Source organism: Arenimonas caeni (assembly GCF_003024235.1).
Classification (GTDB): Bacteria; Pseudomonadota; Gammaproteobacteria; order Xanthomonadales; family Xanthomonadaceae; genus Arenimonas; species Arenimonas caeni.
In genome coordinates this window covers 99,570-112,325 of record NZ_KZ679091.1, presented here as the reverse complement: position 1 = coordinate 112,325, position 12,756 = coordinate 99,570, and the positions used below count along the sequence as shown (strand labels likewise).

Below are 12,756 nucleotides of genomic sequence, written 5' to 3'. Positions count from 1 at the left end.
GGATCAGGCCTCGTAGCGGACGCCGACGATGTCGTAGTCGCGGGCGCCGGCCGGCGCCTGGATGGTGACGGTGTCGCCCTCGTGCTTGCCGATCAGGGCGCGCGCCAGCGGCGAGGACACCGAGATCAGGCCGCGCTTGATGTCGGCCTCGAGGTCCCCGACGATCTGGTAGGTCACCTCGTCGCCGGTGTCGCAGTCGGCCAGGTCGACGGTGGCGCCGAACACCACGCGGCTGCCGGCGTTGAGCGTGGACACGTCGATCAGCTGGGCATGCGAGAGCGTGTACTCGAGCTCCTGGATGCGGCCTTCGATGAAACCCTGCTGCTCGCGCGCGGCGTGGTACTCGGCGTTTTCCTTCAGGTCGCCGTGGGCGCGGGCCTCGGCGATGGCGTTGATCACCGCCGGCCGCTTGACCGACTTGAGGTGCTCGAGCTCCTCGCGCAGGCGCGCGGCGCCGGTGGTGGTCAGGGGGGCTCTCATCCGTGAAGCTCCTTGTGCAGTTCCTGCAGCGACCAGACCCGGGCGTTGCCGCGGGTGTCGGTGCCGCGGATCAGCGCACGCGCGCCAGGGATGGTGGTCGAGTAGGTGACGCGGTGCTGCAGCGCCTCGCGCCGGATCGAGAACGAGTCGGCGATCGCCTGCTTGCCCTCGGTGGTGTTGACGATGTAGCTGATCTCGCCGTTCTTGATCAGGTCGACGATGTGCGGACGGCCCTCGATGACCTTGTTCACGCGCTCGCAGGCCAGCCCCTGCTCCTGCAGGAAATTCGCGGTGCCGGCGGTGGCCACCAGGCTGAAGCCGCGCTCGAGCAGGTCACGGGCCACCGGCAGCAGGCGCTGCTTGTCCGGGTCGCGCACCGAGACGAAGGCCTTGCCCGGCACGGGCGCCTTGATGTTGGCGGCTTCCTCGGCGCGACCGAAGGCCTCGGCGAAGCTGCGGCCCACGCCCATCACCTCGCCGGTCGAGCGCATCTCCGGGCCCAGGATCGGGTCGACGTTCTGGAACTTGGCGAAGGGGAAGATCGCTTCCTTCACCGAGTAGTAGCCGGGGATGACCTCGCGGGTCGCGCCCTGTTCGGCCAGCGTGCGGCCGGCCATGCAGCGCGCGGCGATCTTGGCCAGCGGCACGCCGATGGCCTTGGAGACGAAGGGCACGGTGCGCGAGGCGCGCGGGTTCACTTCCAGCAGGTAGATGGTGTCGTTGCCCTGCTCGTCGATGTGGATCGCGAACTGGGTGTTCATCAGGCCGACCACCTTCAGGGCCCGCGCCAGCTCGGCCACCTGCACGCGCAGCTTGTCCTGCACGTGCGCCGGCAGCGAGTACGGCGGCAGCGAGCACGACGAGTCGCCCGAGTGCACGCCGGCCTCTTCGATGTGCTCCATGATGCCGCCCACCAGCACGTTGCCCTCGGCGTCGGCGATGATGTCCACGTCCACCTCGACGGCGTTGTCGAGGAAACGGTCGAGCAGCACCGGCGAGTCGTTCGAGACCTGCACCGCCTCGCGGATGTAGCGCGCCAGGTCGGCGTCGGAATAGACGATCTCCATGGCGCGACCGCCGAGCACGTAGCTCGGGCGCACCACCAGCGGGTAGCCGATTTCGTTGGCCAGCGCGATCGCCTGCTCGGCGTTGCGGGCGGTGCGGTTCGGCGGCTGCAGCAGGCCCAGCTGTTCGACCAGCTTCTGGAAGCGCTCGCGATCCTCGGCCAGGTCGATGCTGTCGGGGCTGGTGCCGATGACCGGCACGCCGGCGGCCTCGAGCGCACGCGAGAGCTTGAGCGGGGTCTGGCCGCCGTACTGCACGATCACGCCCTCGGGCTTCTCGACCTCGACGATCTCGAGCACGTCCTCGAGCGTCAGCGACTCGAAGTACAGGCGGTCGGAGGTGTCGTAGTCGGTCGAGACGGTCTCCGGGTTGCAGTTGACCATGATGGTCTCGAAACCATCCTCGCGCAGCGCCAGCGCGGCGTGCACGCAGCAATAGTCGAACTCGATGCCCTGGCCGATGCGGTTGGGGCCGCCGCCGAGCACCATGATCTTGCGGCGGTCGGTCGGCGCGGCCTCGCACTCGTCCTCGTAGGTCGAGTACAGGTAGGCGGTCTGGGTGGCGAACTCGGCGGCGCAGCTGTCCACGCGCTTGTACACCGGGCGCACGCCGAAGGCGCGGCGCAGGGCGCGCACGGCGGTCTCGTCGGTGCCGGCAAGCTGGGCCAGGCGGGCATCGGAAAAGCCCTGGCGCTTGAGGCGAAGCAGCGACGCGGCGTCCAGGCCGGCCAGCCCGGCGTCGGCCACGCCCTTCTCGGCCAGCACGATCTCCTCGATCTGGTCGAGGAACCAGGGGTCGATGAAGCTCAGGCCATAGACGTCGTCGACCGACAGGCCGGCGCGGAAGGCCTCGGCGACCTGGAACAGGCGCTCCGGGCCCGGCTCCTTGAGCTCGCGGCGGATCTTGAGCAGGCCTTCCTCGCCGCGGCCGGCGTCACCGGTCGGGTCGAAGCCGACCTTGCCGGTCTCCAGGCCGCGCAGGGCCTTGTGCATCGACTCCTGGAAGCTGCGGCCGATGGCCATCACCTCGCCCACCGACTTCATCTGGGTGGTCAGGCGGGCGTCGGCGGCCGGGAACTTCTCGAAGGCGAAGCGCGGGATCTTGGTGACCACGTAGTCGATCGACGGCTCGAACGAAGCCGGGGTGGCGCCGCCGGTGATGTCGTTGCGCAGCTCGTCGAGCGTGTAGCCCACCGCCAGCTTGGCCGCGACCTTGGCGATCGGGAAGCCGGTGGCCTTGGACGCCAGCGCCGAAGAGCGCGAGACGCGCGGGTTCATCTCGATCACCACCACGCGGCCGTTCTCGGCGTTGATGCCGAACTGCACGTTCGAGCCGCCGGTGTCGACGCCGATCTTGCGCAGCACGGCGATCGAGGCGTCGCGCAGACGCTGGTATTCGCGGTCGGTGAGCGTCTGGGCCGGGGCGACGGTGATGCTGTCGCCGGTGTGCACGCCCATCGGGTCGAGGTTTTCGATGGAGCAGATGATGATGCAGTTGTCCGCGCTGTCGCGGACCACTTCCATCTCGAACTCCTTCCAGCCCAGCACCGACTCCTCGACCAGCACCTCGTGCACCGGCGACAGGTCGAGGCCGCGCTTGACGATCTCCTCGAACTCCTCGCGGTTGTAGGCGATGCCGCCGCCGCTGCCGCCGAGCGTGAAGCTGGGACGGATAATGGTGGGGAAACCGACCTTGGCCTGGATCTCGACGGCCTGCTCGAAGCTCCGCGCCACCTCGGCCTTGGGGCACTCGAGCCCGATCTCGGCCATGGCGACCCGGAACAGCTCGCGGTCCTCGGCCATGCGGATCGCCTCGCGCGATGCGCCGATCAGCTCCACGCCGTATTTCTCGAGCACGCCCGCGTCGGCCAGGTCGAGCGCGCAGTTGAGCGCGGTCTGGCCGCCCATGGTCGGCAGCAGCGCGTCCGGCTTTTCCTTGGCGATGATGCGCTCGACCGTGGCGGCGTTGATCGGCTCGATGTAGACGGCGTCGGCCATCTCCGGGTCGGTCATGATCGTCGCCGGGTTCGAGTTCACCAGGATGACGCGATAGCCCTCGTCGCGCAGCGCCTTGCAGGCCTGGGCACCGGAATAATCGAACTCGCAGGCCTGGCCGATGACGATCGGGCCTGCGCCGATGATCAGGATGCTCTTGAGGTCGGTGCGCTTGGGCATGGTCTTGTCTTTCAGTTGTCCAGCGGGAAGGGGGTTTCGCAAATGGCGAAGGCGCGGCGCATGATCCGCAGGGCCAGGTCCTCGCCCGCCGCTTCGCCGGCGGCTTCGTTGTGGTCCCGGCTCGCATTGGCGTCGAAGGCGTTCCCGATGCCCATCAGCACGCGCAGGGAGGCGTGCTCGGGGCCGGCCATCATGGCCACGAAGGCTTCGGTCTGTTCCTGCGACAGGGTGGAGAGCAGCGCCGCTTCGTCGACCGGCACGCCGGTCTGCTCCTGGCGCGCGCCCGCGATCATCATCATCCCGAGCGCGGGACCGCCGAGCTCCAGGATCGCCAGGTCGGCATCCACCCGGTCCGGGTTGTCGGCCAGGTAGCGGTTCACCAGCGGCCGGAGGCGGCGGCGCTCGCCGTCGGCGCTCAGCTCGCCGGCCAGGCAGGCCGACTGGCCCGCGCTCATGTCGGGATCGATCTGCTTGCGCGGCCAGTCCGGGTCGCCGCCGGCGATCATGGCGAACACTTGGCCCATCGGGATCGCCGTGACCAGCGCATCCTCGAAGCGCTTGGCCTTGCCGGCGTCCGCCAGCGCCGGGCCGGCGGCCAGCAGCAGGCCGGTCGCCAGCACCCCGAGCAGCCGGGAGAGCCTGCTCAACGCGAGCCTCCGGCGCCCGCGCCGATGTACTTGTCGAGGAACTTCTCCATCGCCGTGTACAGCTCGACCTGGTTGTCGTAGTCGTAGAAGCCGTGGCCTTCCTTGTCCTCGACGATGTCCACCTCGGGCGCCCGGCCCGCGTCGGTGAGGTTCTTCTTGAGCAGCCGGTACTGCGACATCGGCACGCGCTGGTCCTTGGCGCCCTGCACCAGCATCACCGGGATGCGGATCTTGTCGACGTTGAAGGCCGGCGACTGGCGCTGCTGCTCGGCCAGGGTCTCGGGCATCACGCGCTCGAGGAAGGCGCGGCCGGACTCGGTTTCCGGGATGTCGCCATCCTTGAACATCAGCGGCAGGCTGTAGACGCCGACGTAGCCGATCGTGCAGCGGTACTTGACGGGCTCGCGCACCACGGTCTGCAGCGCCGCGTAGCCACCGTAGGAGGCGCCGTAGGTGCAGATGCGGTCCTTGTCGGCGATGCCCTGGGCGATCGCCCAGTCGACGGCGTCGGTCATGTCGTCGACCATGGTGGTGCCCCAGTTGCGGTAGCCCTTGCGCTCGAAGCCCGAGCCGTAGCCGCCGGAACCGCGGAAGTTGACCTGCAGCACCGCGTAGCCGCGGTTGGCCAGGAACTGCACCTCGGGGTTGAAGCCCCACATGTCGCGGATGCCGTGCGGGCCGCCGTGCGGGTTGAGCACCAGCGGCAGCGGGCCCTTGCCGGCGCCGTTGGGCAGGGTCAGGTAGCCGTGGACCCGGGTGCCGTCGCGCGCCGTGAAGGACACCGCGCGCATCTCGGCCATCTTCTCCGGGTCGATCCACTCCATCGAGGCCAGCAGGAACTGGGCCGCGCCGGTAGTGCGGTCGAACAGGTAGTAGGCGCCCGGATCGACGTCGCTGTAGGCCCGGAACAGCACCAGGCGGCCGTCGCGGCTGATGCCCTGGAAGCTCACGGCATGCTGCGGGAAGGCGTTGATCAGGCCCGCGTAGGTCTTCGACTCCGGGTGGTCGCGGTTGATGAACTCATAGCCCGGCAGGCCGTCCATGAACGCCACCGCCAGCAGCTCGCGGTCGTCGCTGCTGGTCAGGTAGGTGTACGGCTGCACGTTGGGGTTGGAGACGACCGGCGTCTCGTCGCCCGTTTCCGGGTCGACCAGCACCAGCCCGGCCGGCCGGCCTTCCTCGCTGGTGGCGAAGTAGACGCGCTTGTTGTCGCCGGAGAACATCAGCGGGATGCGCACGTCGCCGCCCATCTCGGCGGTGTGCACCGTGGTCCAGCGATCGCCGTCGCGGCGCAGCGTGACCGTGGTCTGGTCCTCCTGCTGGCCCAGGGCGTAGCGCACCTTGCCCTCGTGGTCGAGCAGGAAGCCGCCGAAGCGCACCGGGGCCGTGGCCACCGTGCTGACGCGGCCGTTGTAGACGTCGTAGCGGGAGAGGAAGGCCGAATCGACCGAACGCTGCACCAGGATGGTGCGCGGGTCGTCCCAGGTCAGGTCGACGATGTCGTAGTAGCCCAGGTTGGGCATGTCGGCGCGCTGGGTGCCGTCGACGTTCGAGGCATACACGTCGGGCGTGCCGACGCGGAAGTCGAAGCGACCGACCTTGCGCGAGACGAACATCAGGAAACGCTCGTCGTTGACCCAGGTGACGCGCTCGATGTGACGCTTCTCGCCGTAGTCCCACTTGCCCACCAGCTTCATGCCGTCGATCTCGAAGGCGGCCAGCACGGTGCGGTCGCCCTGGGGCACCGACACGGTGATGTACTTGCCCGAGGGCGACAGCGAAACGGAGGTGAACTCCGGATCCTTGAAGAATTCACCCACCGGCAGGCGCTCGGGCGCGGCGGTGGCGAGGGCCGGCCCGAGGGCCAGCAAGGCAACAAGCAGGAAACGTCGGAACATCGTCATTGTCATCCCTCTCCCCAGGGCATCGGGTCAGCGCGCCGCCGACATCATGTCGACGAAGCGGTCGAACAATCCGGCCACGTCGCGCGGACCGGGACTGGCTTCCGGGTGGCCCTGGAAGCTGAAAGCCGGGGCGTCGGTGAGTTCGATGCCCTGGTTGGAGCCGTCGAAGAGCGAACGGTGCGTGACCCGCACGTTGCCCGGCAGGCTGGTTTCGTCCACGGCGAAACCGTGGTTCTGGCTGGTGATCATCACCCGCTGGCTGTGCAGGTCGATGACCGGGTGGTTGGCGCCGTGGTGGCCGAACTTCATCTTCATCGTGCGCGCGCCGCTGGCCAGGGCCAGCAGCTGGTGGCCCAGGCAGATGCCGAAGACCGGGATGCGCGCGGCCAGGAACTCGCGGATGGCGGCGATGGCGTAGTCGCAGGGCGCCGGGTCGCCGGGGCCGTTGGACAGGAACACGCCGTCGGGCTTCTCGGCCAGCACCTGCGCCGCCGGGGTCTGGGCCGGCACCACGGTCACCAGGCAGCCGCGCTCGGCCAGCATGCGCAGGATGTTGCGCTTGACGCCGAAGTCGTAGGCCACCACGTGGAAACGCGGTTCGACCCGCACGAATTCGCCGGCGTCGAGGTCGAGCTGCCCCTCGGTCCAGGCGTAGCGCTCGCGGGTGCTCACTTCCCTGGCGAGGTCCATGCCGGCCAGGCCCGGGAACTTGCGGGCGGCCTCGACGGCGGCGTCGCGGTCGATGTCATCGCCGGCCCACAGGCAGCCGTTCTGGGCGCCGCGGTCGCGCAGCAGCCGGGTCAGTCGGCGGGTGTCGATGCCGGCGATGGCCACCACGCCGCGCGCGGCCAGCCATTCGGGCAGGGCCGCCTGGCTGCGCCAGTTGCTCGGCCGGCGCGGCACGTCGCGGACGATCAGGCCGGCAGCCCAGGGCTTCTCGGCTTCGTCGTCCTGGGCCGTGCAACCGGTGTTGCCGATGTGCGGGTAAGTGAGGGTAACCAACTGGCGGGCGTAGGAAGGATCGGTGACGATCTCCTGGTAGCCGGTCATGGCGGTGTTGAACACCACTTCGCCGGTGCGCTGGCCGCTGGCGCCGGCGGAAACGCCCTCGAACACGGTGCCGTCTTCGAGCGCGAGGATTGCGGGATGGGTCACGGGCTGTCGCCTTGGGTTGGAGGAACCCGTTCGCCGGGTGTGCGAACACCCGCGGACTCGGTGGAACCAGGTCCGTGCGGGTGGGGGTTCAGGCGAGCGGGAAGTCTAGCGACATCGGCCCCAAAAGGGAATCTAAATCCGCCCGTCGGCCAGCAGCAATTGGCCGAAATCGTAGCGCCCCGGACCGCGCCGGGCGAGGCGGGACGCGGCCTCCAGCGCGCCGCGCGCGAAAATCTCCCGGTTCGTGGCGCGATGCACCAGTTCCAGCCGTTCACCCTGGCCCGTGAACTGCACCAGATGCTCGCCGACGATGTCGCCGGCACGCAGGCTGGCGTAGTGCGGCGCCCTGCCCCGGCCGGCCACTACCGCCTCGCCGAGGGTGAGCGCGGTGCCCGACGGGGCGTCCTTCTTGTGCACGTGGTGGGACTCGACGATGTCGGCGTCCCACGACGGCAACGCCGCGGCCGCCTGGCGCACCAGCGCATGCAGCACTGCGACGCCGGCGCTGAAATTGGCCGCCCACAGCACCGGCACCTGCAGCGCGGCCGCATCCAGCGCGGCGTGCTGCCGTTCCGACAGGCCGGTGGTCCCGCTGACCAGGCCCGCGCCCCGGGCCAGGCAGGCCGCGAGCGCGGCATCAAAGGCCTCGGGCAGGCTGAAGTCGATGACCAGGTCGCAGGCCGGCGCCTCGGCCAGGCGCGCGACCGGCAGCACCGGCACCTCGGGCGCCTCGGGCAGGATCTCGCCGCTGCGCGACACCGCAGCCACCACGCGCAGCCCGGGCCGCTCGCCGGCCAGACGCAGCACGGCCCGGCCCATGCGGCCGCTGGCACCGTGGACGAGGATCTTCAGGTCATCCGGATTCATGCCGGCGACGCTAGCGGAAAGCGGCCTGCGCTGGCAAACGGCTACACTCGGGCCATCCCACCGCCGCGCCCGGAGCCCCATCGCGCATGCCACCGTCCAAGCACGTGCCGATCCGCCTGCCGCTGCTGGCCCTGACCGTACTGGCGATCGTGCTTCAACTGGGCGGAGTGCTCGAGCGCGCCGACAACCGCCTGGGCGACTGGCTGCTCGCCGGCCACGCCGCCGGGCGCCAGCCACCGGACGACATCGTGGTGGTGGCGATCGACCAGAAGAGCCTCGACGAACTCAACGAGGTCGCCGGCAGCTGGCCTTGGCCGCGCTCGGTGCACGGCGAACTGCTCGACGGCCTGGCCGCGCACGGCCCGAAGGCGGTGGCCTTCGACTTCATGTTCAACGAGTACGACAGTTTCCGCCTCGACTCCGACGAGGTGTTCAGGGAAATCGTCGCCGGCCAGGACAACCTTTTCTTCGCGTCCATGCGGCTGGCCGACGGCAATCGCACGCCCCTGTCCCTGCTGCCGCCCAGTTTCGGGGCCGAACGACGCCCCGGTGCGGACCCTGGCGCCAGCGCGACACTGCTGGTGCCCGGCGTACTGGACCCGGAAAGCTGGCGCGGCGGCCTGATCAACTTCGAGGCCGACGGCGACGGCGTGGGCCGGCATGCCCGCCTGTACGAGGACATCGACGGCTGGCGCCTGCATTCGATGGCCGCCAACCTGGCACGCTTCTCGGGCACCACCCTGCCCGACCGGGCGCGGATCCGGATCAACTGGTACGGCCGGCTGCCGCCGACGATCGCCTACAGCGACCTGTTCAACGACCTCGGCCAGCGCGAGCCCGCCATCGCGCCGTCCCTGGCCGGCAAGCTCGTGGTCGTGGCCCCCACCGCCCCGGGCCTGCACGACCTGCGCCCGACGCCCCTGGGCCAGCACACCCAGGGCGTGCACGTGATCACCACGGCGCTGGCCAACCTGCGCAGCGGCGACTGGCTGCACGACCTGCCGGCGCGCTGGCCGCTGGCCGCCCTGCTGGTGGCCGGCGTGGCGCTGGCCTTCCACCGACGCCGCAGCCCGCTGCAGGCCGGCCTGGGCCTGGGCCTGGCCAGCCTGCTGGTCCTGGGCGGCGCCTGGGCGGCGCTGGGCGCCCACCTCTACCTCCCGGTCGCCGCCGCCCTGCTGCTGGCCTGGCTGGGCTACGGCCTGCTCACCGTGGAGGCGCAGTGGATCGAGCGGCGCCAGCGCGAAGCGACCGTCGGCATCTTCGGCCGGTTCCTGGACCCGCGCGTGGTCGAGGGCCTGGTCGAGAGCGGCGAGCTCGACCGCGGCCGCAAGCCGGAAGCCCGCGACATCAGCATCCTGTTCTCGGACATCCGCGGTTTCACCACCCTGTCCGAGACCCGCACCCCGGAGCAGGTGGTCGACCTGCTCAACCGCTACTTCAGCCGCCAGGTGGACGTGATCTTCCGGCACGGCGGCACGCTGGACAAATTCATCGGCGACGCGATCATGGCCTTCTGGAATGCCCCCACCGAGACCCCGGGGCATGCCGAGAAGGCGGTGGAGGCGGCGCTGGACATGACCCTGGCCCTGGACGACTTCAAGCGCGAACTCGCCGCCAACGGCGAGGGGCTGGGCGACTTCGACGTCGGCATCGGCCTGCACACCGGGCCGGCGGTGGTGGGGTTCCTGGGCAGCGACAGCCGCATGGAATACACCGCCATCGGCGACACCGTGAACCTGGCCAGCCGCATCGAGGGCACCACCAAGGGCGTGGCCCGGGTGCTGGTGTCGGAGGACACGAAGGCACGGTGCGGCGCCGTTTCGCGTTTTGAGTTCCTGTACCGCGGGCAGTTCAAGGTCAAGGGCCGGGAAAAGCCGGTCGAGCTCTACGAACCCGTCCGCAGGCCGTTGCAGCAACAAGCAGGAGGTAACCCGTGAAGGCACCCGAACGATCCACCCCGAAGCGTCCGCCGGCGCTGGCGCTGGCGCTGGCCGCCACCCTCGCCGCCGGCGCGGCATTCGCCGACTCCGGCACCGTGCTCCGGGACACCCCGCTCCACAGCGAACCGCTGGGTTCGTCCGAGGTGGTGGGCAAGCTCAAGGCCCGCTCGCAGGTCGAGATCACCGGGCGCAAGGGCGCCTGGGCCGGGGTCCAGTCCGGCCCCGACGCCAATGGCTGGGTGCGCATCCTCAACCTGCGCACCGGCAGCAGCGACGGCAAGGCCGCCGGCGGTGGCAACCAGCTCGCCCAGGCCTTCCTCACCGGCTCGAGCGGCACCACCGTCAGCACCGGCGTGAAGGGCCTGTCGCCCGACATCCTGCGTGGCGCCGGCTCGGCGCCGTCGGAAGTGGCGATGCTCGACGACTTCGCCGCCAGCGCCGACGACGCCCGCCTCTACGCCATGTCAGGCCAGCTCGAGGCCCACCAGGTCGCCTATCTCAAGGCCGACCGCCGCAGCCGGAGGAAGTGAGATGAAGACCCGTCATGTGCTCGCCGCCCTCGTGGCGCTCGCCCTGGCCAGCCCGGCGGCCGGTTTCGGCCGCTTCGGCGACAGCGCCGAGAAGCTGCTGAATTTCGGCAAGAGGGCCGCCGACGCCAGCGCCGAGATCACCACCGAGGACGAGATCGAGCTTGGTCGCGGCATCGCCGCGCAGCTGCTCGGCGCCCGGCCGCTGGTGCGCAACCAGGCCCTGCAGACCTACGTCAACCGCGTCGGCCTGTGGCTGGCGCTGCAGACCGAGCGCCCCGACCTGCCCTGGCGCTTCGGCGTGATGGACAGCACCGACGTCAACGCCTTCGCCCTGCCCGGCGGCACCGTGCTGATCACCCAGGGCCTCTACGACCGCCTGGCCGACGAGGCCGAACTGGCGGCCGTGCTCGCCCACGAGATCTCGCACGTGGTCGAGCGCCACCAGGTCAACGCGATCAAGAAGGAAATGGGCAAGGACTTCGCCAACGAGCTGGCCGGCGAAGCCGTCGCGCGCAGCGACAACGAGGTGGTGCGCCGCTTCGGCGACCGTGCCTTCGGCGTGGGCATCGAGCTGTTCGCGCGCGGCCTGGACAAGAACGACGAGTACCAGGCCGACGCGCACGGCATGGTCATCGCCGCCCGCGGGGGCTACAACCCCTACGCCCTGGTCTCGGTGCTGCACACGCTCGACGGCGCCGCGCCGGACGACGCGGGCGTGGCCCTGATGTTCTCGACCCACCCCAACCCGGTGACCCGCATCGATTACCTCGACAAGGTCATCGGCGACCGGCTGGAGGCCTACGCCGACGTCGAGGCGCCCGGGCGCATGGTGCGCTGATCAGGACGTCATCCGGTCCCAGAAGGCCTTCACGCCGTCCAGGAAGCCCGAGGAGCGCGGCGAATGCCGCGCTCCCTGCTCGCCCTCGAAAGTGGCCTCGAATTCCCTGAGCAGCTCGCGCTGCTTCGCCGTCAGGTTGACCGGGGTTTCCACCACGACGCGGCACAGCAGGTCGCCGACGGCCTGGCTGCGCACCGAGCGCACGCCCTTGCCGCGCAGGCGGAACAGCTTGCCGGTCTGGGTTTCGTGCGGGACCTTGATCAGGGCCTCGCCCTCGAGCGTGGGCACCACGATGTCGGCGCCCAGCGCCGCCTGCGAGAAGCGCACCGGCACCTCGCAATACAGGTCGTTGCCGTCGCGCTGGAAGATCGGGTGCTCGCGCACCTCGACCTCGACGTACAGATCGCCCGGCTGCACGCCGGCCGGGCCGGCCTCGCCCTCGCCCGCCAGGCGGATGCGGTCGCCGTTGTCGACGCCCGCCGGGATCTTGACCTGCAGCACCTTGGTGTCCTGCACCCGGCCATTGCCGTGGCAGCTCTTGCAGGGCTGGGCGATGGTCTGGCCGCGCCCGCCGCAGGCCGGGCAGGCCTGCTGCACGGCGAAGATGCCGCGCTGCATGCGCACCTGGCCGCGGCCGCGGCAGGTGGCGCAGGTTTCGACCTTGCCGTCCTCCGAGCCGCTGCCCTTGCAGGGCTCGCAGGCCACGAGCGTGGGCACTTCGATGCGCTTCTCGACGCCGAACACGGCTTCTTCCAGGTCGAGCTCGACCAGATAGCGCAGGTCGGCGCCGCGGCGCGGGCCGCGCTGGCGGCCGCCACCGAAGATGTCGCCGAAAATGTCGCCGAAGATGTCGTTGACGTCGGCGAAACCCGGGCCACCCGGGTTGTTGCCGCCCATGCCGTGTTCGAAGGCGGCATGGCCGTGCTGGTCGTACATGCGGCGCTTGCCGCCGTCGGACAGGACTTCGTAGGCCTCCTTGGCCTCCTTGAAGCTGGCCTCGGCGGCCTTGTCGCCGGGATTGCGGTCGGGATGGAATTTCTGCGCCGCGCGCCGGTAAGCCTTCTTCAGCTCATCCTCGGTCGCGCTGCGCGAGACGCCCAGCACCTCGTAATAGTCACGCTTGCTCATTGAGAATCCTGGTCAACCCCTGACAGCA

Annotated in this window: 10 protein-coding genes; 3 read left to right on the top strand and 7 right to left on the bottom strand. The window is 70.0% G+C overall.

Annotated features, from left to right (window positions below; genetic code table 11):
• Positions 1–3: 3 nt before the first annotated feature.
• The 6 genes from greA to dapB all read right to left on the bottom strand — a co-directional run bounded on the left by greA (position 4) and on the right by dapB (position 8,292).
• Positions 4–480, bottom strand: a complete 477-nt coding sequence (greA, locus tag C6N40_RS09145; protein WP_106990713.1) for a transcription elongation factor GreA — start codon at positions 478–480, stop codon at positions 4–6.
• Positions 477–3,719, bottom strand: coding sequence for a carbamoyl-phosphate synthase large subunit (carB, locus tag C6N40_RS09140; protein WP_106990712.1), 3,243 nt, complete (start codon positions 3,717–3,719; stop codon positions 477–479). The genes greA and carB overlap by 4 nt, the downstream gene beginning before the upstream one ends.
• 11 nt (positions 3,720–3,730) lie before the next feature.
• Positions 3,731–4,366, bottom strand: a complete 636-nt coding sequence (locus tag C6N40_RS09135; RefSeq protein WP_162782169.1) for a hypothetical protein — start codon at positions 4,364–4,366, stop codon at positions 3,731–3,733.
• On the bottom strand, positions 4,363–6,264 hold the full coding sequence (locus C6N40_RS09130) for an alpha/beta hydrolase family protein (RefSeq protein WP_162782168.1): 1,902 nt from the start codon (positions 6,262–6,264) through the stop codon (positions 4,363–4,365). Before C6N40_RS09130 ends, C6N40_RS09135 begins: the two co-directional genes overlap by 4 nt.
• A 33-nt stretch (positions 6,265–6,297) precedes the next feature.
• On the bottom strand, positions 6,298–7,425 hold the full coding sequence (gene carA, locus C6N40_RS09125) for a glutamine-hydrolyzing carbamoyl-phosphate synthase small subunit (protein WP_106990709.1): 1,128 nt from the start codon (positions 7,423–7,425) through the stop codon (positions 6,298–6,300).
• Between the two features lie 132 nt (positions 7,426–7,557).
• Positions 7,558–8,292: a 4-hydroxy-tetrahydrodipicolinate reductase gene (gene dapB, locus C6N40_RS09120; protein ID WP_106990708.1), complete on the bottom strand. Its 735-nt coding sequence runs from the start codon at positions 8,290–8,292 to the stop codon at positions 7,558–7,560.
• Between the two features lie 86 nt (positions 8,293–8,378).
• On the opposite strand from dapB, the gene C6N40_RS09115 reads away from it, so the two are divergent.
• From C6N40_RS09115 to C6N40_RS09105, 3 genes are read left to right on the top strand one after another with little or no spacing between them, the layout of a single operon-like run.
• Positions 8,379–10,229: an adenylate/guanylate cyclase domain-containing protein gene (locus C6N40_RS09115; RefSeq protein WP_106990707.1), complete on the top strand. Its 1,851-nt coding sequence runs from the start codon at positions 8,379–8,381 to the stop codon at positions 10,227–10,229.
• A complete protein-coding gene (locus C6N40_RS09110) occupies positions 10,226–10,762 on the top strand; it encodes an SH3 domain-containing protein (RefSeq protein WP_106990706.1) in 537 nt (178 codons plus the stop codon). Before C6N40_RS09115 ends, C6N40_RS09110 begins: the two co-directional genes overlap by 4 nt.
• Position 10,763: 1 nt before the next feature.
• Positions 10,764–11,600 carry a M48 family metalloprotease gene (locus C6N40_RS09105; protein ID WP_106990705.1) on the top strand — a complete coding sequence of 279 codons (837 nt, stop codon included), beginning with the start codon at positions 10,764–10,766 and terminating at the stop codon, positions 11,598–11,600.
• Here C6N40_RS09105 and dnaJ read toward each other — a convergent pair whose 3' ends face one another.
• On the bottom strand, positions 11,601–12,728 hold the full coding sequence (dnaJ, locus tag C6N40_RS09100) for a molecular chaperone DnaJ (RefSeq protein ID WP_106990704.1): 1,128 nt from the start codon (positions 12,726–12,728) through the stop codon (positions 11,601–11,603).
• Between the last annotated feature and the right edge of the window lie 28 nt (positions 12,729–12,756).